At 71.2% G+C, this 22,494-nt stretch carries 20 protein-coding genes; 11 read left to right on the top strand and 9 right to left on the bottom strand.

What is annotated here, in order from left to right:
• Positions 1-4: 4 nt before the first annotated feature.
• On the top strand, positions 5-670 hold the full coding sequence (locus tag ACFSE6_RS10675) for a DsbA family oxidoreductase (RefSeq protein ID WP_388006320.1): 666 nt from the start codon (positions 5-7) through the stop codon (positions 668-670).
• Complete coding sequence (locus ACFSE6_RS10670; protein WP_388006317.1) at positions 667-834, top strand: hypothetical protein; 168 nt, start codon at positions 667-669, stop codon at positions 832-834. Before ACFSE6_RS10675 ends, ACFSE6_RS10670 begins: the two co-directional genes overlap by 4 nt.
• A gap of 30 nt (positions 835-864) precedes the next feature.
• Here the strand turns inward: ACFSE6_RS10670 and ACFSE6_RS10665 are convergent, their stop codons facing one another.
• From ACFSE6_RS10665 to ACFSE6_RS10655, 3 genes are all read right to left on the bottom strand, one after another.
• Complete coding sequence (locus tag ACFSE6_RS10665) at positions 865-1,278, bottom strand: VOC family protein (protein WP_388006314.1); 414 nt, start codon at positions 1,276-1,278, stop codon at positions 865-867.
• A gap of 131 nt (positions 1,279-1,409) precedes the next feature.
• Positions 1,410-3,944, bottom strand: a complete 2,535-nt coding sequence (locus ACFSE6_RS10660) for a polysaccharide lyase family 8 super-sandwich domain-containing protein (RefSeq protein ID WP_388006311.1) — start codon at positions 3,942-3,944, stop codon at positions 1,410-1,412.
• Between the two features lie 94 nt (positions 3,945-4,038).
• A complete protein-coding gene (locus tag ACFSE6_RS10655; protein WP_388006308.1) occupies positions 4,039-4,335 on the bottom strand; it encodes a UBP-type zinc finger domain-containing protein in 297 nt (98 codons plus the stop codon).
• Positions 4,336-4,503: 168 nt separating this feature from the next.
• On the opposite strand from ACFSE6_RS10655, the gene ACFSE6_RS10650 reads away from it, so the two are divergent.
• Positions 4,504-5,289: a maleylpyruvate isomerase family mycothiol-dependent enzyme gene (locus ACFSE6_RS10650; protein WP_388006305.1), complete on the top strand. Its 786-nt coding sequence runs from the start codon at positions 4,504-4,506 to the stop codon at positions 5,287-5,289.
• 27 nt (positions 5,290-5,316) lie between these two features.
• On the opposite strand, the gene ACFSE6_RS10645 is transcribed toward ACFSE6_RS10650, so the two are convergent.
• From ACFSE6_RS10645 to ACFSE6_RS10635, 3 genes are all read right to left on the bottom strand, one after another.
• Positions 5,317-6,537 carry a hypothetical protein gene (locus tag ACFSE6_RS10645; protein WP_388006302.1) on the bottom strand — a complete coding sequence of 407 codons (1,221 nt, stop codon included), beginning with the start codon at positions 6,535-6,537 and terminating at the stop codon, positions 5,317-5,319.
• 23 nt (positions 6,538-6,560) lie between these two features.
• Positions 6,561-7,166 carry an rRNA adenine N-6-methyltransferase family protein gene (locus ACFSE6_RS10640; protein ID WP_388006299.1) on the bottom strand — a complete coding sequence of 202 codons (606 nt, stop codon included), beginning with the start codon at positions 7,164-7,166 and terminating at the stop codon, positions 6,561-6,563.
• 111 nt (positions 7,167-7,277) lie between these two features.
• The gene (locus tag ACFSE6_RS10635; RefSeq protein WP_388006296.1) at positions 7,278-8,567 is read right to left on the bottom strand and encodes a glutamate-5-semialdehyde dehydrogenase; all 1,290 of its coding nucleotides are present in this window, start codon (positions 8,565-8,567) and stop codon (positions 7,278-7,280) included.
• 129 nt (positions 8,568-8,696) lie between these two features.
• Between ACFSE6_RS10635 and trxA the strand changes: the two genes are divergently transcribed.
• Positions 8,697-9,068: a thioredoxin gene (gene trxA / locus ACFSE6_RS10630; protein ID WP_388006293.1), complete on the top strand. Its 372-nt coding sequence runs from the start codon at positions 8,697-8,699 to the stop codon at positions 9,066-9,068.
• Positions 9,069-9,177: 109 nt separating this feature from the next.
• On the opposite strand, the gene ACFSE6_RS10625 is transcribed toward trxA, so the two are convergent.
• A complete protein-coding gene (locus ACFSE6_RS10625; protein WP_388006290.1) occupies positions 9,178-9,702 on the bottom strand; it encodes a CGNR zinc finger domain-containing protein in 525 nt (174 codons plus the stop codon).
• 114 nt (positions 9,703-9,816) lie between these two features.
• Here ACFSE6_RS10625 and ACFSE6_RS10620 point away from each other — a divergent pair, with 114 nt between their 5' ends.
• Positions 9,817-11,052 (top strand): MFS transporter, encoded by a 1,236-nt coding sequence (locus tag ACFSE6_RS10620; RefSeq protein ID WP_388006287.1) that lies wholly within the window; start codon positions 9,817-9,819, stop codon positions 11,050-11,052.
• A gap of 286 nt (positions 11,053-11,338) precedes the next feature.
• A complete protein-coding gene (locus tag ACFSE6_RS10615) occupies positions 11,339-11,509 on the top strand; it encodes a hypothetical protein (RefSeq protein ID WP_388006284.1) in 171 nt (56 codons plus the stop codon).
• 86 nt (positions 11,510-11,595) lie between these two features.
• Here ACFSE6_RS10615 and ACFSE6_RS10610 read toward each other — a convergent pair whose 3' ends face one another.
• On the bottom strand, positions 11,596-14,160 hold the full coding sequence (locus ACFSE6_RS10610) for an ATP-dependent DNA ligase (RefSeq protein WP_388006281.1): 2,565 nt from the start codon (positions 14,158-14,160) through the stop codon (positions 11,596-11,598).
• A gap of 270 nt (positions 14,161-14,430) precedes the next feature.
• Between ACFSE6_RS10610 and ACFSE6_RS10605 the strand changes: the two genes are divergently transcribed.
• The 5 genes from ACFSE6_RS10605 to ACFSE6_RS10585 all read left to right on the top strand — a co-directional run bounded on the left by ACFSE6_RS10605 (position 14,431) and on the right by ACFSE6_RS10585 (position 21,536).
• The gene (locus tag ACFSE6_RS10605; protein WP_388006278.1) at positions 14,431-16,071 is read left to right on the top strand and encodes an ABC transporter substrate-binding protein; all 1,641 of its coding nucleotides are present in this window, start codon (positions 14,431-14,433) and stop codon (positions 16,069-16,071) included.
• Between the two features lie 94 nt (positions 16,072-16,165).
• A complete protein-coding gene (locus ACFSE6_RS10600) occupies positions 16,166-17,233 on the top strand; it encodes an ABC transporter permease (RefSeq protein ID WP_388006886.1) in 1,068 nt (355 codons plus the stop codon).
• A gap of 1 nt (position 17,234) precedes the next feature.
• Positions 17,235-18,302 (top strand): ABC transporter permease, encoded by a 1,068-nt coding sequence (locus ACFSE6_RS10595; RefSeq protein ID WP_388006275.1) that lies wholly within the window; start codon positions 17,235-17,237, stop codon positions 18,300-18,302.
• Positions 18,299-20,074: a dipeptide ABC transporter ATP-binding protein gene (locus ACFSE6_RS10590; protein ID WP_388006272.1), complete on the top strand. Its 1,776-nt coding sequence runs from the start codon at positions 18,299-18,301 to the stop codon at positions 20,072-20,074. The genes ACFSE6_RS10595 and ACFSE6_RS10590 overlap by 4 nt, the downstream gene beginning before the upstream one ends.
• Before the next feature lie 121 nt (positions 20,075-20,195).
• Positions 20,196-21,536, top strand: coding sequence for a DUF4352 domain-containing protein (locus ACFSE6_RS10585; RefSeq protein WP_388006269.1), 1,341 nt, complete (start codon positions 20,196-20,198; stop codon positions 21,534-21,536).
• Between the two features lie 9 nt (positions 21,537-21,545).
• Here ACFSE6_RS10585 and ACFSE6_RS10580 read toward each other — a convergent pair whose 3' ends face one another.
• Positions 21,546-22,394 carry an NAD(P)H-binding protein gene (locus ACFSE6_RS10580; RefSeq protein WP_388006266.1) on the bottom strand — a complete coding sequence of 283 codons (849 nt, stop codon included), beginning with the start codon at positions 22,392-22,394 and terminating at the stop codon, positions 21,546-21,548.
• Positions 22,395-22,494: the final 100 nt, after the last annotated feature.

Here is a 22,494-nt window from a genome sequence, read left to right as displayed (position 1 = left end):
GGGCATGAGCGAACCGATCGTCGTCGACGTGTGGTCCGACATCGCGTGCCCGTGGTGCTACGTCGGTAAGCGCCGCTTCGAGTCGGGTGTCCGGCAGTTCGGCGGCGACGTCGCCCTGACGTACCACTCCTTCGAGCTGGCACCGGACACCCCGGTCGACTTCGACGGATCCGAGGTCGACTTCCTCACCGGCTACAAGGGGATCTCCCGCGAGCAGGCCGAGCAGATGCTGGACCAGATGACCACGCTCGCCGCCGACGAGGGCCTCGCCTACGACTACGACGCGCTTCGGCACACCAACACCCTCAAGGCGCACGAGGTCCTGCACCTGGCCAAGGCCCGGGGCGTCCAGCTCGACCTCGTCGAGCAGCTCTTCTCTGCCTACTTCGAGCAGGGGCGACACCTCGGCGACGACGACGAGTTGGCCCGACTGGGTGCGGAGGTCGGACTCGACGAGGCGGAGGTCCGTCGTGCCCTCGCGGACGGCACGTTCCGCGAGGCCGTGCGGCAGGACATTGCTCAGGCGCGCGCGTACGGCATCGCCGGCGTGCCGTTCTACGTCATCGACGGGCGTTACGGCGTCTCCGGCGCGCAGCCGGCCGCGGTCTTCGCACAGGCGCTCGGCCAGGTCGCACAGGAAAGGCGCACGGCGGCGGAGGTAGCACGGTGAGCCGGATCGAAGACGATGCCCCCGAACCGGAGCAGCCGCCGGCACCAGCCCTACCCCTGACCCCCGTCCGCGGCCTGGAGGTATTCACCGGCGAAGCCATGGGCGTGTGCGGCCCCGACGGCTGCGCGGTGCCGGACGCACCCGAGGAGACCGGCGACCGGTAGGCCGCCAATCCCTGCTGATGCGTGCAGTCGTCACGGCACGAGCCGCTCGGTGAGTTCGCCCGGGGCCCAGGCCACCTCCCATCGGTAGCCGTCCGGGTCACCGAAGTATCCGGTGTAGCCGCCCCAGGCACGGGTCACGCCGTCCGTGACGGGATCGGCCCCGGCACGCCGGGCCGTCTCGAGCACGCCGTCGACCGCTTCGGGGCTGGCGACGTTATGGGCGAGCGTGATCGGCGCGAGGCCGCTGCCGCGCCGGACCGGACCGACCTCGGCCTCGAACTCGGATTCGTCCCAGAGCGAGAGCATCACGCGCTCACCGACCGGGATCATGACGACTCCGGGCGCCTCGACCCCTGGGCGCCATCCGAGTCCGTCCACGTAGAACCGGCGTGCGACGGCGACGTCGCGTACGGCCAGAGTCACGAAGGAGATTCGTTGATCCATGTCGCCACCCTGGCAGCTGCGACTGACATTGAGGTTGGCTGCATGGGTTCGCGGGCGGCCGCGTCGACGCGCCTTCGCGAGACGGACCGGGGCTCGCGGCGCCAAACCGGTCGGACGGGGCGGTCCCGCCGTCACACCAACGTCACGGTGCGACTTGCGCCGTACACCTGGTGGACGTCCGCCGTGACCTCGGTGCCGCCCGGAACCCGCCGAACCGTCACGCCGTCGACCTCGGTCTCGGCAGCACGGGCGCGCCCGCGCACCAGTACGGTCACGGCTTGCCTGTGCATCGTGGGATCCGAGATGGCGACGTCGAGACCACGACCACGGCGGCGGGCGATCACCGAGGCCGGGCCGTCGATCCGCAGGTTCGCCACCTGCTGTGCACCGTCGGCGAAGACGTTGGCGGCGAGGAGACCGAGCCGGTCGTGCCGGACGGCCTGCATGCGCTCGGTGTTGGCCAGCACGCTCAGCGGGCGGCTCGTGTAAGCGGCGAGCTGTTCCTCCCGGGCGTGCGGCACGATCGCATAGGCAAGCCCGGCAGGGCCGGTTCCGGCGGGATGCTCCACGGTCAACGTGAAGACGTTCTTCGTCACGGCGGTGTCCGGGTTCGACAGGCGCACCGCACGGCGACTGCGCGTCACATCCGTGAGCGTGACGGTGACATCCTGCTCGTCGAGCACCGCGTAGCCGACGGCGGTGCCGCGGGTGAGGTTGGCGTAGCGCGCCCAGGCGAGCCGACCGGCCCCCGGGCCGGACCAGCGTGTGCCGTCCTGCCACGTGCCGCTCACCCGGACCTCCTCGGACGGAGCCGCGATCCGGCTGTCCAACGTCGTGACCGCTCCCCGCCCGTCCCGACCATCGAGTCCGGCGGCCAGGACGACGATCTCCTCGTCGAGGAGGAACCACGACTTGGTGCCCGCGGCGTTGCGGTAGACAACGAAGTCCTCAGGGAGGACGCCGGCCTGCTTGTCGACGTAGGGCACGTCGTCGGAGAGCACCATGCCGGCTGCCCCGTACACACCCAGGACGGCGCCACCGGAGTGGCTGTTCGTCGCCCGCGGGAAGTAGACGTACGTGTTCTGGGACTGCGACGACGCGGTGAACTCCAACGGGTGGTCCGGGTTGTCGTACCAGAGCTCGCCGTACAGGTCCGGCACGGACCGACGCTCCTCGACCGGCGCCGTGACACCGGCAAGGCGGTCGGGCGCCACGGTCGTGTAGTGGTCGACCCCGTACGCCTGGCGTTGGTCCTCGCCCGCGAGGTAGAGCTGGTGCGCGCCGTCGCCCTGGAACCACGGCAGCAGGTTCTCGCCGTTCATGTACTCGTACTTGCTGATCCTGCTCGAGCTGCGGGCGAGGCTGAACGCGAAGCCCGGCCGCCGGTGCACGGTGCGGTCCATCGCGTTGTACGCGGCACAGTGCTCGTCGGGGCACAGGTCGGCCGCGTCCAGCCCGGGGTCCGCCACGATGTCGGCGAACCGCGCGACGGACACCGGCGAGACGAACCCGTCCGGATCCAGCGAGGTGGGCGAGGTGCGGTCGAGGTACTTCACGTAGGCCCGCAGGGCATGCGCGTCCGCCGCGCGTGCATAGTCGGCGAGATCGACGACGGCCTCGGCGACGATGCGCACGTCGACGTAGCCGCTGGTAGTGCGCGCGACGGCCCGTCCCTTGACCGCCTCCATCATCCAGCCCTCGTAGATCAGCGGCGCGAAGCCGTGCCGCACCCAGCCGACCACCACATCGACGAGGTCGGAGCCGACCCCGTCGGCGGCGCCGTCGACCATCGCGACGGTCTGCACCACGCGGGTCAGCAGGGTCTTGCCGTACGAACCGGTGTAGGCGACGGAATGGTGCTGGATGAACGACCCGTCTGCGTAGTACCCGTCCGTGACCCCGTGCTCGAGGTGATACGGATCGATCGTCTCGAACACCGTCGCCTGGTCCTCGACGGCCTTGGTGATCCGGCCGACGTCGCCCAACAGCGCACCCTGGAGAATTCGGTTCGTGGTGATGTCAGCGAGGTTGGCACCGGTGTGGAAGCGGGAGTCGAGGTCGACGTCACCGTCCACACCGTTGCGCAGATACGCGTCCCACGTGGCCACCACCGTGGCTGTCAGGTCGGGCCGGTAGGCCGCGATCTCGTCGGCGAGCAGCACCTGGGCCCGGGTGGCGTGCGTCGGCATGCCGATCTCCCAGTTGAACCAGTTGCCGTAGTAGCCGGCGTCCTGATCGGCGAGATAGTGCTCGTGCAGCCAGCCCAGCGCGTCGATGACCCGGTGCTGGACGGTCCTGTTCTCGACCAGGTCGGTGTCGACCCCTGCGGTGCGGGTGGCCAGTGCGATCTCGGACAGGTACTGGTGGGAGCGGGCCAGGGCGGCGTCGTCCGCTCCGAGGGGCATGCCGGCGAAGAGTTCGCCGTCACCGGCGGCGTCCATCGCCGCCAGGTGGTCACGTGCAGTGGCCTGGATCGCCTCGAGCTTCGAGGCCACCTCGGGCCGAGCGTTGGACGCGGCGGTTCCTGCCAGCATCGCCAGCGTGTTCTGCAGGATACGACCGGCGTCGGGCGGGTCGGCGGCGTAGGCACGAAGTGCCGGCGCCGCTGCGGCAAGCAGGCCGGCGGCCGGGACAGCAGCCATCATCTGGCGGCGGGTGAGCTGCATCGTTGCGAGGCCCCTTGGTCGGAGATCTGAACCGCTGTCGATTCAACCAGGCCCGCGGGCTCGGTGTGCTCGCAGCCGCCGAGGGCGCCGCAGGTCAGGCGTGGGTCGGCGCCGGCGGTGCCCCGGACAGCTCGAAGAGGAGGTCGTCCGGGTAGCAGTAGAACCAGTCCTCGTCCGGCTCGTACGCCCGCACGACGGGATGCCCGGTATCCATCACGTGCGCGCGCGCATGGCGGCTGGGCGAGGAGTCGCAGCAACCGATGTGGCCACAGGACTGGCAGGCCCGCAGCCGGACCCACCGGCCGCCGTCGGCCAAGCACTCCTCGCACCCTTCCGCATCCGGGTCGACCGCGTCGTAGTCGATCTGATCGAGATGGGTGCACAGGGTCATTGCCTTATCCCCTCGCAGGTTCACCCGCCACGTCAAGACCTCCGGACACCCGAGGTTCGCCGATCGTTCACTCGCGCCTCTGACGTCAACAGATTCCTCACCACATCGAGACGGTCGTCCCGGCCACGCCGGCCGTGGGATGCTGGCAGCCGACGGGAAGGAGCAGGTGTGCCTCACAGCTCTGACGAGAACACCGCCCTCGTGGACAGGGCGGTGCACGATTCGGCCGTCGCTCTGCGCACGGTGCTGGAGTCCATGGAACGCCTGGACGCCGACGCGCTCCGGGCGCCATCGGCCCTGCCGGGCTGGAGCCGCGGGCACGTCCTCGCCCATATCGACGGGGCCGGGAACGCCGCCGCCCGGCAGGCCGAGGCGGTCGCCCGCGGCGAGCGCGTCGAGTTCTACGACGGCGGGCGCCAGGGTCGTGATACTGCGATCGAGGCCCAGGCCGGCCGGACGCTCGAGGAGCATGCCGAGGCGCTGACCCGGCTGGCCGCGCGACTCGACGCCGCGTGGCCGGAACGCGGCTCCGAGCTCTGGGACCAGCCGACCTCCTACCGTGACAAGCCGCTGTCCGGGGTCGCGTTGATGTGGTGGCGCGAGGTCCGCATCCATCTCGTCGACCTGCAGGTGTCCGTGAGTCCGGGGTCGTGGGACGACGACCTGTGCCGGCATCTACTCGACTTCCTCAGTCCGCGCCTGTCCGGTGCGGGCCGGACTGACCTGGTCGCGGACGGGACAGAGCGGCGCTGGCCGGTCAACGACGACGCCCGGGCCGCCGGGAGCGACGGTGTGCTGACCGTTCGCGGGGAGCTGCGGGACATCGTCGCCTGGCTCGCCGGCCGCGAGCCGGAGACCCTGCCGACCGCGGCCCGCGCCGGGCAGCCGCAGCCCCTGCCGGAGCTGGGGCCGTGGCCGACGGTGAGCGAGCGCCCACGCCCGAGGGGGGACTGACCCCGCCGCCTCCAGCGCTCGCAGCCCTCAGCGCACCATCGCCACCTCGCCGTCGTCACGAACGAGCACGGCCTCACGACGACCGAGGACCTGCGCTTCACGCACGTCGGCACCGTCGGTCTGATACGTCGCGACCTCACGCCCGTCCGGACGGCGCAGCATGAGTGCCGGCCCGTCGGCGCCACCGACCGTTCGGGCCCACCATTCCGGCCGTGCGGGCGCCAGCACCGCGTCCGGGCCGACGGCGGGAAGCGTCCGTTCCGGCGGCCACGGCCCGGTCGCCACGGGTGACGAGGCGAGTTGGCCGGTGGCGGCGTCGCCGACGACGAGACCCGTGGGCGACGCCGCGGGCAGCCACCGACCGGCGTCGTGCAGGTACGGCCGGGTGGCCGCGTCCGCGGCGAGCGGGAGGGCCCGCATGCTGGCGCTTGCGAGGTCGAGCGCGAACAGCTGCGAGCGGTCGACCTCGACGTACGCGTACTCGCCCGCGGGGGCGGTCACGGTGCAGGCGCTCGCTTCGCCGGGTCCGTCCACCGGCACGACCTCTCCGCCCTGCCGGACGATCTGCAGATCACACCCGTCGTGGACAACGGCGGCGTCGCGACCGGTGCGGACGGTGGCGGTGGGCGAGGTGGCCCCGACCGCGGTCCCGTCCGCGACCCGGACGAGGGTGCGGCCGACCGTGCCGCGCAGCCGGGCCGCGACCAGGCTCCGAGGTTCCGTCGACGGACGGGCGATGCCGACGGCCGGGTGGGCCCAACGGTCCTCGCCGGTGCGGGCATCTCGTCCCAGGAGCATCTCGGTGGCGGCGTCGCGGAGCACCACGACGTCCCGGGCCGGCCCGACCGCCACGATCGAGCGGTCTGGCGTCTCCTCGCGCCAGGCCCATTCTCCGCCGTCAGTGACCACGCCGAGAGCGTCCGCACCGGAGACGAGGACCCCGCCGTCGACGAACGCGTAGTCGGCGGCAGTGACGTCCAGCTGCCGGTCCGCCCGGACGGTGCCGTCCCGCCGGTCCAGCACGGTGAAGCCGTCGTCCGTGGCGAGGAGCACGCGTCGCGCGTCGTGATCCGCGACCCGGACGACACCCGGGACGTGGGCCGTCCAGTCGGCTCCGCCGTCGGCCACGCTCCACCGCGCCCAGCCCACGACGGCGACGGCCACGACGGCGGCGATCGCGGCACAGGTCAGCACGAGGCGTGTGAGCCGGTGCCTGGGCCGCGCACGAACAACAGGACGCTCCCCCACGCTCCGGACGCTACCCGAGGCGGTCATCGTCGCCTCGTCCGGGGGCGCCTGCGGTTCCGGCCCGGGACGGCCCGCAGCACGAGGACGGCGCTCTCGTGCCGTGGCGGCGGCCGGAACGCCGACGCCGGCACGTGCGGCCCGACCTCGGCGGTGAAGCCGCGCGGTGGTCGCGCCAGGTAGCGGTTGACCTGCCACCGCGGGAGCACGAGATGCGCGGCACTCAGGGCTGTGCCGGGGGCGGTGAGGCGGCGCACGAGCGCCGCAGCGACCGCGTACGGCGGGTTCGACACCACCCGGAACGGCCGGCCCGGCAACGGAAAGCCGAGCACATCGTCCTCGAGGACGGTCACACCGGGAGGTACCCGCTGCCGCAGGCGTTCGGCGCGCCCGGGGTGCAGCTCGACGGCGACCACGCGCGAGCGTCGCTCGGTCAGCGGCAGGGTCAGCGCTCCTCGGCCGGCCCCGAGGTCGAGGACGAGCTCGCCCGGATCCGGCGCGGCCGCGGCGACCAGACGCCGCGCCCAACCGGGCCTCAGCTCATGAGAGCCCCACCGCCGGGTTGCGGTGGCCGGCGCCGAAGACGCTCGCCGTGCCGACGCTCGGCGCCCAGGGGCCCGCGCCCCGGACACGACGCACCATCACCATGATCATGGTGCGGGACGCTACGGGGGCGGAAGCCACGGCCTCAACGGATTTTTCGCTCCCCTGCGTACACACGCGGGGACCGCACAACGCCGGCTTTACTCCCGGATCTGGCCGGAGCCCTCCACGATCCAGGTGGTTGTCGTGAGCTCGGACAAACCCATGGGACCGCGAGCGTGCAGCTTCTGGGTGGAGATGCCGATCTCGGCGCCCAGGCCGAACTGACCACCGTCGGTGAACCGTGAGGAGGCGTTGACGATAAGCGCCGCGGCGTCGAGCTCGGTGGTGAACCGCTGGACCGATCGGGTGTCGGTGCTGCAGATCACCTCGGTGTGGCCGGAGCCGTAGGCACGGATGTGCTCGAGGGCCTCGTCGAGGGAGTCCACGACCTTCACGGCGAGGTCCTTCGAGAGGTACTCGGTGGACCAGTCCGCGTCGGTGGCGGGCTCGAACCGCAGGCCGGCCGGGACCGCTGCGGCGGCGCGATCGTCGCCGTGGACCACCACCTCCTCGGCCCTCATCGCCTCGAGCACCGCAGGCAGGAACGTGGATGCGGCGTCGCGGTGGACGAGCAGCGTCTCGGCGGCGTTGCACACCCCGACACGTTGGACCTTGGAGTTCACGGCGATCCGGACGGCCTGGTCGACGTCGACGGCGGCGTCGACATAGACATGGCAGTTCCCCACACCGGTCTCGATGACCGGCACCTGAGACTCGCGCACCACGGTCTGGATGAGGTCGGCGCCTCCGCGCGGGACGAGGACGTCAACCAGGCCGCGGGCGCGCATGAGCGCCACGGCGCCGGCACGGCCGTACCGGTCCACCGATTGCACGAGTTCGCCGGGCAACCCCTCGCGGGCGAGGGCGCGTCCGAGCACGTCGACGATGACCTCGTTGGAGCTCGCGGCGGCGGATCCTCCCCGGAGGACGACGGCGTTGCCCGACTTCAGTGCCAGGCCGGCGGCGTCCACGGTCACATTTGGGCGGGCCTCGTAGATCATGCCGACCACGCCCATCGGGACGCGTACCTGCCGCAGCCGCAGTCCGTTCGGCAGCGTGGATCCTCGTACCACCTCGCCGACCGGGTCCGGCAGCCCGGCGAGTTCGCGCAGCGCGTCGGCGATCGTCCCGAGGCGCGCCTCGTCGAGAGCGAGCCGGTCGATCAGCGATTCCTTCATGCCGCCGGCGCGTCCACGGTCGAGATCCTCGGCGTTGGCGGCCACGATCCGCGGCGCCTCGGCGACCAGGGCGTCGGCCATGGCGTGCAAGGCGGCGTCCTTCCTGGCGCGGGTGGCGGTGGCGAGTGCCCGCGAGGCGGTCTTGGCCGCCCGGGCGATCACGGCCACCCCGCTGTCGGCGTCGACCTCGGCGGCGATGGTGTCGGTCATGGCGAAAGCGTAGGACGCCGGGCGAGACCGCGGGAGGCCGCGTCCGGGGATCGGTCCGCAGACCGGCTCGGGAATGAATCACCCGGCGCGACGTTGCACCGGGTAGCACCAGCGATCAGGAGAGGAAGTATGGCCACCAAGAACATCACCACCGCGGAGTTCGAGAGCACGGTGAACGCCGACGGCATCACGCTGGTCGACTTCTGGGCGGACTGGTGTGGTCCGTGCAAGCGGTTCGCCCCCATCTACGAGAAGGCCTCTGAGGAGAACCCGGAGATCACCTTCGCGAAGGTGGACACCGAGGCCGAGCAGGACCTCGCCGCCCAGCTGCAGATCACCGCGATCCCGACGCTCATGGCCTTCCGCGACGGCATCATGGTCTTCAACCAGGCCGGCGCACTGCCGGCGAAGAGCCTCGACCAGCTCTTGGAGCAGGTCAAGGACTTGGACATGGACGAGGTGCGCAAGCAGGTCGCAGAGAACCAGGCCTCGCAAGGCTGAACAAGGCTGAACACCGCTCGCATCGAACTTCGAGTTCGCACCGAGCTTCGAGAGGGAGGATCTGGTCGCCCCGAGCGACCGGATCCTCCCTCTCGCCGGTTCGGGCCGATCAGGCCGTCTTCGCGCGCCGCCGATGCTCGGCGACCTTGTGCCGGTTGAGACACCCGTTGGAGCAGAAGATCTTCCGCCCCGACGGCGAGAGGTCGGCGAAGGCGTCGGCGCACCTGATCCCCCGGCAGATGCCGAGACGCTCTGCGCCGCGCGTGTGCAGCCAGTCCAGCAGGGTGATGCCGATGGCGGCCCGGAGAATCTGGTCGGAGTCGTCGACCTCCCAGGCGATGCCGCACTCGTCCGTGCACGTCGGCCTCGGAGCCGCGGCAGCCAGCATGACGTTGACGCAGGCCGCGACGTCACCGCCGTCCTGGGCCGCCACGAACACGCCGTAGGCCTCCGCGGCGAGCGCCTGCAACTCCCCCAGGTTGATGTCCGGGAACCGGTCGGGCGCCTCGCCGAGCACGGCAGTCAGCGCCGGGTAACCCTCGTGCTCGTCCTCCGCGGCGCGACGCGGAGTGACGGCGTAGTAGTTGACGACGGCGAGCAGCTCGGCCATGTCGAGCCTGGGAACTGCGACCATTCTCCCAGTGTAACCACTGATGCCGCCGGTACCGGTTATGGCGTCGGTCCGGTTCGGTCGACCAGCGCGTGAACCGCTCGGACCTGCATGGATACCACTGCGTAGGCTCCCGACATGCCCTTCTCCGAGCGCCCCGGCGGCGTTCCGTCCGAGGCACGCCGTGCCCGGGCGGCGGTCTCCGCCGTCTTCCTCACCAACGGCGCCCTCCTCGCGAACCTCGTCCCCCGCTACCCGGAGATCAAGGCGGCGCTCGATCTCAGCGACGCCGCGTACGGGGCCGCTCTCACCTCGCCCCCCATCGGCGCCCTGGTCGCCGGTCTGCTGGCGGCCACGTTCATCGGCCGGTTCGGATCCGGCCGGGTCGCCACCATCGGCATCGTCGCGCTGGCGGCCATGACTCTGGGGGTCTCACTCTCGCCCACCGTCCTGGTTCTCGTGGTCTTCCTCCTGGGGGCGGGGGCGGTCGACGCACTGGTCGACGTCTCGCAGAACGCCCATGCGCTGCGTGTCCAGCGGATCTATCGCCGATCGATCGTCAACTCCTTCCACGGCGTCTGGAGCATCGGTGCCGTCCTCGGCGGGCTGATGGGTTCGGCGGCCGCCGGGCTCGCCGTCCCACTCCCGGTCCACATCGCCGTCTCGGCCGCGGTCTTCTCCGCCGTGGCGCTGGTCTCGCTGCGGTACATGCTCTCCGGCCCGGAGGATGCCGAGCGGACCGCACCAGCGGCGGCGAGCGACCCGAACGCCTCGGCAGCGCCGCCGCCCCGCCGGTTCCCGGTTCGGCGCGCCACGGCCGCCATGCTCGCGATGCTGGGGGCCATCGCGGTCTGCGGTGCCTTCGTGGAGGACGTGGGGTCCTCGTGGGCGGCGCTGTACCTCGGCCGCGACCTCGGCGCCGACAGCGCGACGGCGGGTCTGGGCTTCGTCGCGTTGAACGTGGCCATGACACTGGGCCGTCTCACCGGCGACCGCTTCGTCGACCGGTTCGGTCAGGCCGCGGTGGCGCGAGCCGGCGGCCTCCTCATCGCCGTCGGCATGGGCACGGCCCTGTCCATCCCCAACGTGCCCCTGACCATCCTCGGCATGGCGGCCGCCGGGCTCGGCACCGCCACGCTCATCCCGGCGGCACTGCACGCCGGGGACGAGATCGAAGGGCTACGGCCGGGCGTGGGCCTGACCGTCATCAACTGGATCATGCGCGCCGGTTTCCTCGCCTCGCCGGCCATCGTCGGGGCCCTCGCCGAGGCCACCACCCTGCGCGTGGGCCTGCTGCTCGTGGTCGCCGGCGGTCTCGCGACAGTCGTGCTCTCCCGCGCCCTGGGTGGCCGGCGCCCGCCCGCGCGCCTGTGATCGGTCCATCCCAGACCTGGGCGAGGGCGTCCTCGCCGGGCCGGGGCGTCAGCGCGCCGGGGCACCCGACACCGCCCGCGAACCACGCAGCCAACCTCAATGTCAGTGGTCGGTGGTGGAGTACTCGGTGTGGGCGGGATGCATCGGGAGGCCACCGACGCGTAACCAGAAAAGCGTTGACAGCGGGTTACGCCATCGGTAACCTCCATCACACGTCGAACCAGTTACAGGGTCACGGATCGGCGTTCGAGGGACACAGGCGCAGAGGGACGAAGGGCACAGGATCATGAACAGCTATTACCCGTACATCGGCGAGCCGAACAGCGTGCTGGCGCGCATCCACCACGAGGAACTCCTCGCCCGGGCGGAGGAGGTCCACCGGCTGCGAGACTTCAAGCGCGAGGGACGCCTGGAGCGGCAGGCACGTCGGCGCCTGCGTCGCGACGGGCTGCTCTGAGCCGCTCGCCGCGTCATCTGGAACCGGTCGCCGGCGCTCCCCTCGTCCGGGCGACCTCGGCCTGACCGTCCCGCCCGGCGGGGCGGTCAGGCCTTTTTCGTGGTGCGAACGCGGGAGAAGTCCGAGCCGTCACCGCTCGCCGGCGGGCGGGGCTCGACGTCCGTGGGCGCCTTGTCCGGGCGCCAGCCCTTCCACCGGGGGTGACGCATCCGACCGTCGCGTGTCCAGGCGCCCAGCTCGACCTCGGCGACCTGGTCCGGGAGCACCCAGCGCGCGTCCCGGGCGTCGGGGCGTGGCACGTCCTCGACCGGCGCCTGCTTCCGGGATCTGCCCTCCATCTCGCGCCGCCACCGGACCGCCTCGTCGTGGGTGAACCCGGTGCCGACGCGGCCGGCGTAGTGGAGCGTGCCGTCCTGGTCGGGCACGGCGAGCAGCAGGGAACCGACGGCACCCTCACGGTTGCCCTGGCCCGGGCGGAACCCGATGACCACCGCCTCATGAGTGAGCGTGTGCTTGATCTTCACCCACGCACGTGACCGGCGACCGACCGCGTACCGCGAGTCCCGCCGCTTGGCGACGACGCCTTCCAGGCCCCATTGCCGGGACGCCTCCATGGCGGCGTCGAGATCGCCGTCGAAGGCCTCGGGGATCGCCACCCGGGTATCGGCCTTCAGGTCGAGGTGCTCTCGAAGGATCTCGCGCCGCCGGTCGTAGGTTTCGCCTACGGTCGAGGCGCCGTCGACCTCGAGGACGTCGAAGAGCATGAGGTGGACCGGAGCGGCGCGGCGGGCCCGGGCGATCTCGCTTGCATGGGTGAGGTTGAACCGTTGCTGGAGGTGCCCGAAGTCGGGCCTGCCACTGTCGTCGAGCGCGACGATCTCCCCGTCCAGCACGGCCGACTCCGCGCCGGCCAGACACCGATGGATCTCACCGAGCTCGGGATACAGGTGCGTGGTGTCGTTCCCGTTGCGACTGATGAGTCGCACGTGCTCGCCCTCGATGAGGACGATGGCGCGCACGCCGTCCCATTTCATCTCCAGCGACCAGTCCAGGTCCGGTGAGAGGTCGCGGCGGTCCCCCGTGATGGCCGTCATCGGTGCGCGCTGGTCGCCGTCTCGGGACCCCGCGGCCTTCCGGCCGTCACCCGCCGGAGCGCGCTGCACGCCTCGGGAACCGTCAGCCGATCCGGCACGCCCGCGGCCGCCGTGCTCAGCAGTGTCCCGGCGCGGGGCGACCGTTCGGCCGACGCGGCTGCCCTCCATCAGGTGACACAGCCAGTTCCTCTCCTCGCCTCCGTCCCGTCCGCCGGTCTGGATGAGCGCGATCTTCGCCACCTGGCCGGGCCCGTCCGGGCCCGCGAGGCCGCCGTCGTCCTGACCGGTGAGGGTGACAATGACTTCCCGGCCCTCGCGCCACTTCTCCACCTCGTAGGTGCCGGTGTCCCAGATGCTCATCTCGCCACCGCCGTACTCACCGGCGGGAATGGTGCCGGAGAAGGTGAGGTACTCCATCGGGTGGTCCTCGGTGTGCACCGCGAGGTGGTTCGTCCCGTCGGTGGGGATGTTCTTCGGGATGGCCCACGAGACCAGCACCCCACCGTGCGCGAGCCGGAGGTCCCAGTGCAGCCGGGTGGCGTGGTGCTCCTGGATCACGAAGGCGTTCGAGACGCTGGCCCGTCCTCCGCGCTCGAGCGGGTCGGGGACCGGTTCCGGGGTCCGCTCGGGGTCGCGCATCGAGCTGTACCTGCTCAGCGCGTCCCGGCCGTAGATCCCGGCCATCGGGTCACCGCGGCGTTCGACCAGCTCGAGGACCTCGTGGAACTCCAGGTGCCGTAGCTCGGGGTCGTCCAGCTCCTCCCAGGTGCGCGGGGCGGCGACGGTCGGCCGGGAGCGGCCGCGCAACGAGTACGGGGCGATGGTCGTCTTCGAGGAGTTGTTCTGCGACCAGTCGAGCAGCACCTTGCCCTGGCGCAGCGTCTTCTTCATGTCCGAGACCACCAGGTCGGGATGATCCGCCTCGAGGGCACGGGCCAGTTCGTGGGCAACCGCGCTGATGTCGTCGGAGGTGTGCGAGCCGTCGAGGCCCGCGTAAAGATGCAACCCCTTGGACCCCGAGGTCACAGGCATCGGCTCCAGGCCCATGCCCTGGAGCAGCGGGCGGACGAGTCGCGCGACCTCAGCGCACTCCGGCAGGCCGACGCCGGGCCCCGGATCGAGGTCGAGGACGATCCGGTCCGGATGGCGGGGACGGCCGTCGCTGCCGAAACGCCACTGGGGCACGTGGACCTCGAGGGCGGCGACCTGCCCGAGCCAGGCGAGTGTGGCGGCGTCGTCGACGACCGGGTAGGTCTTCGGGCCGCCGGAGTGTTCGATGTCACCGCGGACCACCCAGGTGGGCGCGCCCGCCTCGACATCCTTGATGAAGAAGAACTCACCCGGCTGCGCCTCGGTCCCGACGCCGTCGGGCCAGCGCTTCCGCGTGGCCGGCCGGCCCGCGGTGTGCGGCACCATGACCGGCGCGATCTCGGCGAGGTATCCCAGGACCTCGGCCTTGGTGGTGCCGGTCTCGGGGTAGAGCACCTTGCCGAGGTTGGACACGCGCAACCGCCGTCCGTCGATCTGCACGGTCTCGGGCTTCTCGCGCGCGGCCATGACAGACATCGTCGCGCACGAGCGCGACCGGCACCTGCTGTCCCACCGCGGGCGATGGCCCCGCCGGCCGATTCCCGCCAGTGGCGCCGAGCGTTGCGGCGACGTGTCGCGCTCGTTTCAGGCGTGGATCGTTCACCGGCCCAGCCACAGCCGGACTCGGATTACCGCCCGAACGTGTGTTAGACAAGGTGCCCACCGAATCCTGAGACAGGGTCCGGGGCACTCGGGTGCCCACCCTGAGCACCCGCACACAGCAGTGGAGGAATGACCATGCCCCTCGTTCGACAGCGACGCCGCACCCTGGGCGCGCTCGGCGCCGCGGCAACGGCCGCGCTCGTGCTCTCCGCCTGCGCGGACACCTCGGACATCGACGGCGGTGGCGGGGGTGGCGACGGCGACGGCGGCGGCCTCATCAGCGTCGGCACCACCGACGCCGTGACGAACCTGGACCCGGCCGGCTCCTACGACCACGGATCGACGGCGATCCACACCCAGGTGTTCCCGATGATCATGAACACCCCGTACGGGAGCCCCGACGTCGAGCCGGACATCGCCGAGTCCGCCGAGTTCACCTCACCCACGGAGTACACGGTCACTCTCAAGGAGGGCCTGACCTTCGCCAACGGCAACGAGCTCACGGCCTCGGACGTGAAGTTCTCCTTCGACCGCCAGCTCGAGATCGCCGACCCCAACGGCCCGTCGTCGCTGCTGTTCAATCTCGAGCAGGTCGAGGAGGTTGACGACCGCACGGTGGTCTTCCACCTCGGTAGCGAGAACGACCAGACGTTCCCCCAGGTGCTCTCCTCCCCTGCCGGCCCGATCGTGGACGAGGACGTCTTCTCCGCCACCGAACTCACCCCGGCCCAGGAGATCGTCGACGGCCAGGCGTTCGCCGGGCAGTACGCCATCACGGACTACACCGAGAACGAACTGGTCCAGTTCGAGCCGTTCGAGGACTACAACGGCGTCCTCGGCGAGGCGCAGAACGATGGCGTGAGCCTGTCCTACTACGCCGACGAGACCTCGTTGAAGCTGGCCGTGCAGGAGGGGGACGTCGACGTCGCGACCCGCTCGCTCAGCCCGACGGACCTGGAGGACCTCTCCCAGGACGAGAATCTCACCGTGCACGACGGTCCGGGCGGTGAGATCCGCTACATCGTCTTCAACTTCAACACCCAGCCCTACGGTGCCGAGACCGAGGACGCCGACCCCGAGCGCGCCCTGGCCGTGCGTCAGGCGGTCGCCGACCTCATCGACCGCGAGCCGCTGTCGGAGGAGATCTACTCCGGCGCCTACACCCCGCTGTACTCCTACGTGCCCGAGGGCCTGACCGGTGCCGCCGAGCCGCTGCGTGAGATGTACGGCGACGGCGAGGGCGGCCCGGACCCCGACCGCGCCCGGCAGCGGCTGGAGGACGCCGGCGTCGAGACCCCGGTCGAGCTGAACCTGCAGTACAACTCGGACCACTACGGCAACTCCTCGGACGAGGAGTACGCGATGATCGAGAACCAGCTCGAGGCGGACGGCCTGTTCGAGGTCAACCTGTCGCAGACGCTGTGGGACACCTACAACAGCGAGCGCACCCAGGACGCCTACCCCGCCTACCAGCTGGGCTGGTTCCCCGACTACTCGGACGCGGACAACTACCTGACGCCGTTCTTCCTGCCGGACAACTTCCTCGTCAACCACTACGAGGACGAGGAGGTCACCGACATGATCCACCAGCAGGCCTCCACCGAGGACGAGGACGAGCGGGCCGCACTCATCGAGGACATCCAGCACGCGGTGGCCGAGGACCTCTCCACCCTGCCGTTCCTCCAGGGGGCACAGGTCGCGGTCGCCCAGCAGGACATCCAGGACGTCACGCTCGACGCGTCGTTCAAGTTCCGGTTCGCCCCGCTGCACCGCTGAGCGTCCGCCAGCGAATCGTCGCAGGGACGCCGATGCCTCCACCGGTGGCGTCGGCGTCCCCCGCGCCCGAGACAAGGAGCCAGCACCGTTGACGATCGCCGACGAGCGAACCGTCGCAGGCAGCAAGGCCAAGACGCCCGGATCCGGGCTCGGCCGTTACGTCCTCGTCCGCTTCCTGCTCATCATCCCCACCGTCTTCATCCTCGTCACGCTCGTGTTCTGCCTGATGAGGGTCGTCGGTGACCCGATCTCGGCATCCGTGGGCGGCCGCCTGACCCCGGCGCAGCTCGAGGAGCGCCTCGCCGCCGCCGGCTACGACCGGCCGATCCTCGTCCAGTACGTCGACTACCTTCGCCAGATCTTCACCGGTGACTTCGGCCGCACGCTGACGGACAACCGGGCGATCAGCGAGATCCTCCTCGACTACGGCACCGCCACCCTCGAGCTGGTGCTGTTCGCGCTCGTGGTCGCCCTGATCGTCGGCATCCCGCTCGGGATGCTCGCCGCCTACCTGCGCGACCGCTGGCCGGACGCCGTGCTGCGGGTCTTCGCCATCCTGTGCTACGCCACGCCGGTCTTCTTCGCCGGCCTGCTGCTCAAGCTCGTGTTCTCCGTGTGGTTGGGCTGGTTGCCGCTGTCCGGACGGGCCAGTCCCGAGGTCCAGCTCGTGCTCGGCCGCATCACGGGTTCGACCGGCATCAACATCGTCGACGCCCTGCGCACCGGCCGCTGGGACCTCATCTCCGACGTTCTCGCCCACGCCGCCCTGCCGGCGCTGGCGCTGGGGCTGCTCACCGCCGGGGTCTTCCTGCGCCTCGTGCGGACCAACCTCATCGGCACCCTGGGCCGGGACTACGTCGACGCCGCACGGTCGCGCGGTGTCGCCGAATCCAGGCTGGTCCGCAAGCACGCCTACAAGCCGGCGCTCATCCCGATCATCACCGTCATGGGCATGCAGATCGCGATGATGCTCGGCGGCGCCGTGCTCACCGAGACGACGTTCGAGTGGCGCGGCCTCGGGTTCGAGCTCACGCAGTATCTCGGCGCCCGTGACTTCGTCGCCGTCCAGGGCATCGTCGCGCTGCTCGCCGTCATCGTCGCCGTCACGAACTTCCTCGTCGACGTCGTCGCCGCGCTCATCGACCCGAGGGTGAGGTACTGAGATGACGAACGAGAGTCTGCTCACCGCTCCCGCGCAGCGCGACGCGGCGGCGTGGCAGAGCTGGCCGATCATCCGCCAGCTCCGCCAGTCCGTCGGCCTGCAGCGCGGCATGCTCGTGGCCGGCCTGGTCATCTGCCTCTCCTTCGTGGCCATGGCGCTGCTGGCGCCGGTGCTGACCCCCTATCGGTTCAACCAGCTCGCCGACCACGCCGGTGAGCGGTTCGGCCGACAGGTCGCGCCCGGAGACGGCCACCTCTGGGGGACGACCGTCGGCGGCTACGACGTCTTCTCCCGGGTGATCTGGGGGTCCCAGACCGCCTTGTCCACCGTCGTCATCGCCGTCGCCGCGTCGTTGTTCGTCGGGGTCCTGCTCGGGCTGCTGTCCGGGTACCTCGGCGGCTGGCTCGACCGCGTGCTCGTCACCGTCGCGGACGCCATCTACGCCTTCCCGACGCTGCTGCTGGCGATCGTCATCTCGATCATGATCTCCGGCGGCCGGTCGAGCATGTGGAGCGGGATCCTCGCCGCGGCCATGTCCATCACGGTGGTGTTCGTCCCGCAGTATTTCCGTGTCGTGCGTGCGGAGACCGTGCGCCTCAAGGCGGAGCCCTTCGTCGAGTCCGCCCAGGTGATCGGAACCCCGACCCGGCGGATCCTGTTCCGGCACGTGCTGCGCAACGCCACCCGGTCGCTGCCACTGATCGTCACGCTCAACGCCTCGGAGGCGATCCTCACCCTGGCCGGACTCGGCTTCCTCGGATTCGGGATCGTGCCGAGCCGGGCCGCCGAATGGGGCTACGACCTCAACCGCGCGGTCTCGGACGTCGCGTCCGGGATCTGGTGGACCGGCGTGTTCCCGGGCCTGGCGATCGTGCTGCTCGTCCTGGGCATCACGTTGGTCGGTGAGAGCCTGAACGACCTGTCCGATCCGCGTCTGCGCATCCGGCGCCGGGTCACCGGCGGCGCCGCCGTCGAGGTCCCGGCCGGTCAGGAGCAGACGACCGGCGGCCACGGCACGACGGCAGAGCACGACCGAGGCGACCAGCCGGGCGAAGGAGAGCAACGATGAGCGCGACCAGCACGTCCGGCGCGACAGGCCCGGCCGGCGACTCGGGTGCGGGACCGGTCCTCGACATCCGCGACCTGCGCATCAGCTTCGCCACCGACGCCGACCCGGTCCGTGCGGTGCGTGGGGTGAATCTTTCGGTCCGTCCCGGTGAGGTGCTCGCCGTCGTCGGGGAGTCCGGCTCGGGCAAGACGGTCACCGGTAAGTCGGTCCTCGGGCTACTGCCCGAGACCGCGACCGTGGACGGGGCGGTTCTCCTCGCAGGCCAGGACGTCGTCACGATCGACCCGGCGACGTTGCGCCAGGTCCGCGGCCGCGACGTCGCCATGGTCTTCCAGGAGCCGTCCTCCGCCCTCAACCCCGTCTACACCGTCGGGTGGCAGATCGCCGAGGGGTTGCGCGCACACGGGCAGCACTCGAAGAAGGACGCCCGGGCCAAGGCCATCGAGATCCTCGGCCGCGTCGGCATCCCGGACCCGGAGGACCGGGTCGACCACTATCCGCACCAGTTCTCCGGCGGGCAGAAGCAGCGCATCGTCATCGCCATGGCGTTGGTGCTCGGTCCCAAGGTGATCGTGGCCGACGAGCCCACGACGGCGCTGGACGTCACGGTGCAGGCCGAGATCCTCGATCTGCTGCGCCGGGTGCGCACCGAGTTCGGGACGGCGATCGTGCTCATCACGCACAACATGGGCGTGGTGGCGGATCTGGCCGACCGGGTGGCCGTGATGTACCAGGGCGAGGTGGTCGAGGAGGCGGACGCCCGCAGCCTGTTCGCCTCCCCCCGGCACGAGTACACCCAGTCGTTGCTGGCCGCGGTGCCCAAGCTCGGCGCCTCGGCCCCGGGTGCGGTGACCGCGCGTCCGTCGGCCGGCGCGGCCGCCGACGACTCGCCGCCGGAGACGGCCCGGGCCGAGTCCCCGCCGCAGGACGAGCGGGCGAGCCCGGTGGTCACCGCGCGTGACCTGGAGATCGTCTACCCGGGACGGCTGGGGCGCGCCGGGTTCCGGGCGGTCGACGGCGCCTCCTTCTCGATCGCCCCCGGCGAGGTGCTCGGCCTCGTCGGCGAGTCCGGCTCGGGCAAGACCACCATCGGCCGCGCTATCGCCGGCCTCACGCGCGCCACCGGCGGCTCGCTGGAGGTCCTCGGGCACGAGATGGTCGGCTTCCGCGAGCGCGACTTCCGTCCGCTCCGGGCGCGGATCGGATTCGTGTTCCAGGATCCGGCGACGTCGTTCAACCCGCTGCTCACCATCGAGGAATGCATCGCCGAGCCGCTCGTCGTGCACGGCCGGGGCGAGGCGGCACAGGGACGCCAGATCCGCCGACGCGTGTCCGACCTGCTCGACGCCGTGCACCTGCCGCAGCACTTCGCCCACCGCTACCCGCACGAGCTCTCCGGCGGTCAGCGGCAGCGGGCGAGTCTCGCGCGGGCACTGGCGCTGGATCCGGAGCTGCTCGTCGCGGACGAGCCGACCTCGGCCCTCGACGTCTCGGTCCAGGCGCGGGTGCTCGAGGTGTTCACCGAACTGCAGGGGCGTCTCGGGTTCGCCACGTTGTTCATCAGCCATGACCTCGCGGTCGTCGGCATGCTCGCCGACCGGATCGCCGTGCTCTACCGTGGGGAGCTCGTCGAACTCGACTCCTCCGAGCGGGTGTTGCACGACCCGCAGGATCCCTACACCCGGCGCCTGCTGGCCTCGGTGCCGGTACCGGACCCGGTCGAGCAACAGACCCGACGGGACGAGCTCGCCAGGCTACGGGCCGACGCCTGAGATCGCCCGGACGCCCCGCGTCTGAGGCCGGAGCCGTCGACCTCCGCAACCCGGCCCTCGGCACGCACGCGTCGGCGCGGGTGCGCCATCATGGTCGGCGCACGAGGAGTGGGGGGACGAGATGAGCGGCGGCCACGACGGAGCCGACGGCGAGACCGGGTCCGACGGGGACTACGGACACCGGCTCGGCGACTACTCCCGTGCTCCCGGCCCGTCCGGGTCGGACGCGTTCACCCCCTACGCCGACATCGCCGGTGCCCCGCCCGCCGGCGCGGCCGGCGGGTCGCCCGACACCGCGAGCGCCGAGGAGCCGCAGAGTCGGGAGCCGGCTCCGACGTTTGGGCGGCCCCGGTGGAGACGGGGGCTCGTCGTCGGCGGACTCGTCGCCCTGGTGCTGGGCGGCATCATCACCGACGCCCTCGACTCCGGCAAGGACGAGACGCGCGTCCCGTCATCCGCACCGTCCGGCGAGGAGTCGGCTTCGTCGTCACCGTCCTCACCATCGCCGTCCTCACCATCGCCGTCACCATCCGGGTCGCCCGCACCGTCCCAGGGCGCGAGCGACGTGGCGACCTCCGTCGTCGGCCTCGAGGAACCGGTCCGGCACGGCTCCATCGTGTTCGAGGTACTCGAGGTCGAGGCCGGGTTGGACGAGGTCGAGCTCGTCCACGACGACGTCCGCCGCACCGATCCGATGGGCCAGTACGTCTATGTGCGCGCGGTCGCGACGAACACCGGTACGGAGGAGGACTTCGTGGACGTCGCGGACGATCTGGTCGACGCGGACGGACGCCTGAACACCACCATCGACGTCCATCTCGAGGGCCGGCCCCCGCTGAGCCAGGGGATCCGACCCGGCGAGAGCGCCGAGGTGGAGATGATCTTCGACATCGACGCCGACGCCACCCCGGCCGGGTTGATCTTGTACAACCTCTACGACGCGACCGGAGGGGCGAGCGTCGACCTGGCGGACGGCGACATGCCCGACGTGCTCCCTGAACCGGACAAGCCCACCGACGACGTCCACGGTGTTCGCGGCGAGACCGTCCGAGCGGACGAGTTCGAATGGACGGTCACCGGTGTCGAGACCGGCATCGAATCCGTGGAGTTCGACGACCACGGCGTCGGACTCGGCCAGGACGAGATCGAGGCGGATGGGCAGTTCATCCTCGTCCACCTCACGCTCACCAACGTCAGCACTCACGGCGACTGGCTCGACCTCGACCAGGTGGACGTGGTCGATGACGCCGGCGACGCCCACCATGCGCGATACAACGTGCTGAGCTCACTCAGCAGCGACAACCTCTTCGCCTACGTCAACCCCGGGAACACGTTCGATACCACGGTGCGGTTCGACATCCCAAAGGACGCCGCCCCGGCCCGGGTCCGGTTCGGCACGAACGACGGCGACGCCACCGACGGCGACCCGGACCAGGGGCGCGTGGTCATCGATCTCGGCTGACGGCCACGCTCAGGCCAGGACCGCGCGGAGCTCCTGCTCGAGCGTGGCCGCCGGCCGCCCGAGCAGGGTCTCGAGGTCGGCCGGGTCGCCGTCGAGCTCCCCCGCGCCGATCCCGGCGTCGAGCGCCGCGAGGAATCCCGCGGTGCCCTCGTCGAGGCCGGCGCCGGTCAGCGACGCGGTCAGCTCCTCGGTGCTGAGGGCTCGCGCCTCGACCCGGGTGCCGGTGATCGAGGTGAGGAGGGACGCAAGGTCGGCGTAGGTGAAGCCGTGGCCGGCGAGCTCGTACGCCTCCCGCGGGTTGTCGATGAGCAGGGCGGCGGCGCCCGCCTCGGCGAAGTCGGCACGGGTCGCGGCGGCGATGCGCCCGTCGCCGGCGGCGTGCTCGATCACGCCACGCTCGAGGTGCTGGCCGGCGGCGCCGACATAGTTCTCCATGTACCACCCGTTGCGCAGGAACGTGTGCGACAGCCCGGAGGACGCGATCACGGACTCGGTCTCCTGGTGCTCCGGGGCGAGAGGCAGGGTCGAGGTCGGGGCCCGCAGGATCGAGGTGTAGAGCAGGTGCTGGACCCCGGCCCGCTTCGCGGCGTCGACGACGTTGGTGTGCTGCGCGACCCGCTGGCCCACCTCGCTACCGGAGACCAGCAGCAACCGGTCGACACCTTCGAGTGCCGGGCCGAGCGTCTCCGGTCGGTCGTAGTCGGCCTCGCGGATCGCGACGCCCCCGGGCAACTCGGCGCGGTGCGGCGCGCGAGCCAGGGCGACGATGTCCTCCGCCGCGACGCCGCGGGCGATCAGCTGGTCGACGACGATCGGTCCGTAGTGTCCCGTCGTGCCGGTGACGGCGTAGGTGGTCATGCGCGAACTCCCTCGTCTCCCGGCCGTGGTTCGGCCGGCGTCGTCGACTGCAACCGGCGCCGTCGCCAGGCTATTTCGCGAGTGGTCCGCTCACCCGTCG

It is taken from the genome of Georgenia deserti (assembly GCF_042680605.1).
Classification (GTDB): Bacteria; Actinomycetota; Actinomycetes; order Actinomycetales; family Actinomycetaceae; genus Allobogoriella; species Allobogoriella deserti.
Note: the sequence above shows the minus strand (reverse complement) of the source record. Positions and strands in the feature narration are given on the sequence as shown.

Coding starts and splice junctions, on each gene's coding strand:
- ACFSE6_RS10655 (WP_388006308.1), bottom strand. CDS start 4,335: ATGACCCTGTGCACCCATCTCGATCAGATCGACTACGACGCGGTCGAC.
- ACFSE6_RS10660 (WP_388006311.1), bottom strand. CDS start 3,944: ATGCAGCTCACCCGCCGCCAGATGATGGCTGCTGTCCCGGCCGCCGGC.
- ACFSE6_RS10620 (WP_388006287.1), top strand. CDS start 9,817: ATGCCCTTCTCCGAGCGCCCCGGCGGCGTTCCGTCCGAGGCACGCCGT.
- ACFSE6_RS10625 (WP_388006290.1), bottom strand. CDS start 9,702: ATGGTCGCAGTTCCCAGGCTCGACATGGCCGAGCTGCTCGCCGTCGTC.
- ACFSE6_RS10580 (WP_388006266.1), bottom strand. CDS start 22,394: ATGACCACCTACGCCGTCACCGGCACGACGGGACACTACGGACCGATC.
- ACFSE6_RS10590 (WP_388006272.1), top strand. CDS start 18,299: ATGAGCGCGACCAGCACGTCCGGCGCGACAGGCCCGGCCGGCGACTCG.
- ACFSE6_RS10610 (WP_388006281.1), bottom strand. CDS start 14,160: ATGGCCGCGCGCGAGAAGCCCGAGACCGTGCAGATCGACGGACGGCGG.
- ACFSE6_RS10675 (WP_388006320.1), top strand. CDS start 5: ATGAGCGAACCGATCGTCGTCGACGTGTGGTCCGACATCGCGTGCCCG.
- ACFSE6_RS10615 (WP_388006284.1), top strand. CDS start 11,339: ATGAACAGCTATTACCCGTACATCGGCGAGCCGAACAGCGTGCTGGCG.
- ACFSE6_RS10635 (WP_388006296.1), bottom strand. CDS start 8,567: ATGACCGACACCATCGCCGCCGAGGTCGACGCCGACAGCGGGGTGGCC.
- ACFSE6_RS10595 (WP_388006275.1), top strand. CDS start 17,235: ATGACGAACGAGAGTCTGCTCACCGCTCCCGCGCAGCGCGACGCGGCG.
- ACFSE6_RS10665 (WP_388006314.1), bottom strand. CDS start 1,278: ATGGATCAACGAATCTCCTTCGTGACTCTGGCCGTACGCGACGTCGCC.
- ACFSE6_RS10585 (WP_388006269.1), top strand. CDS start 20,196: ATGAGCGGCGGCCACGACGGAGCCGACGGCGAGACCGGGTCCGACGGG.
- trxA (WP_388006293.1), top strand. CDS start 8,697: ATGGCCACCAAGAACATCACCACCGCGGAGTTCGAGAGCACGGTGAAC.
- ACFSE6_RS10605 (WP_388006278.1), top strand. CDS start 14,431: ATGCCCCTCGTTCGACAGCGACGCCGCACCCTGGGCGCGCTCGGCGCC.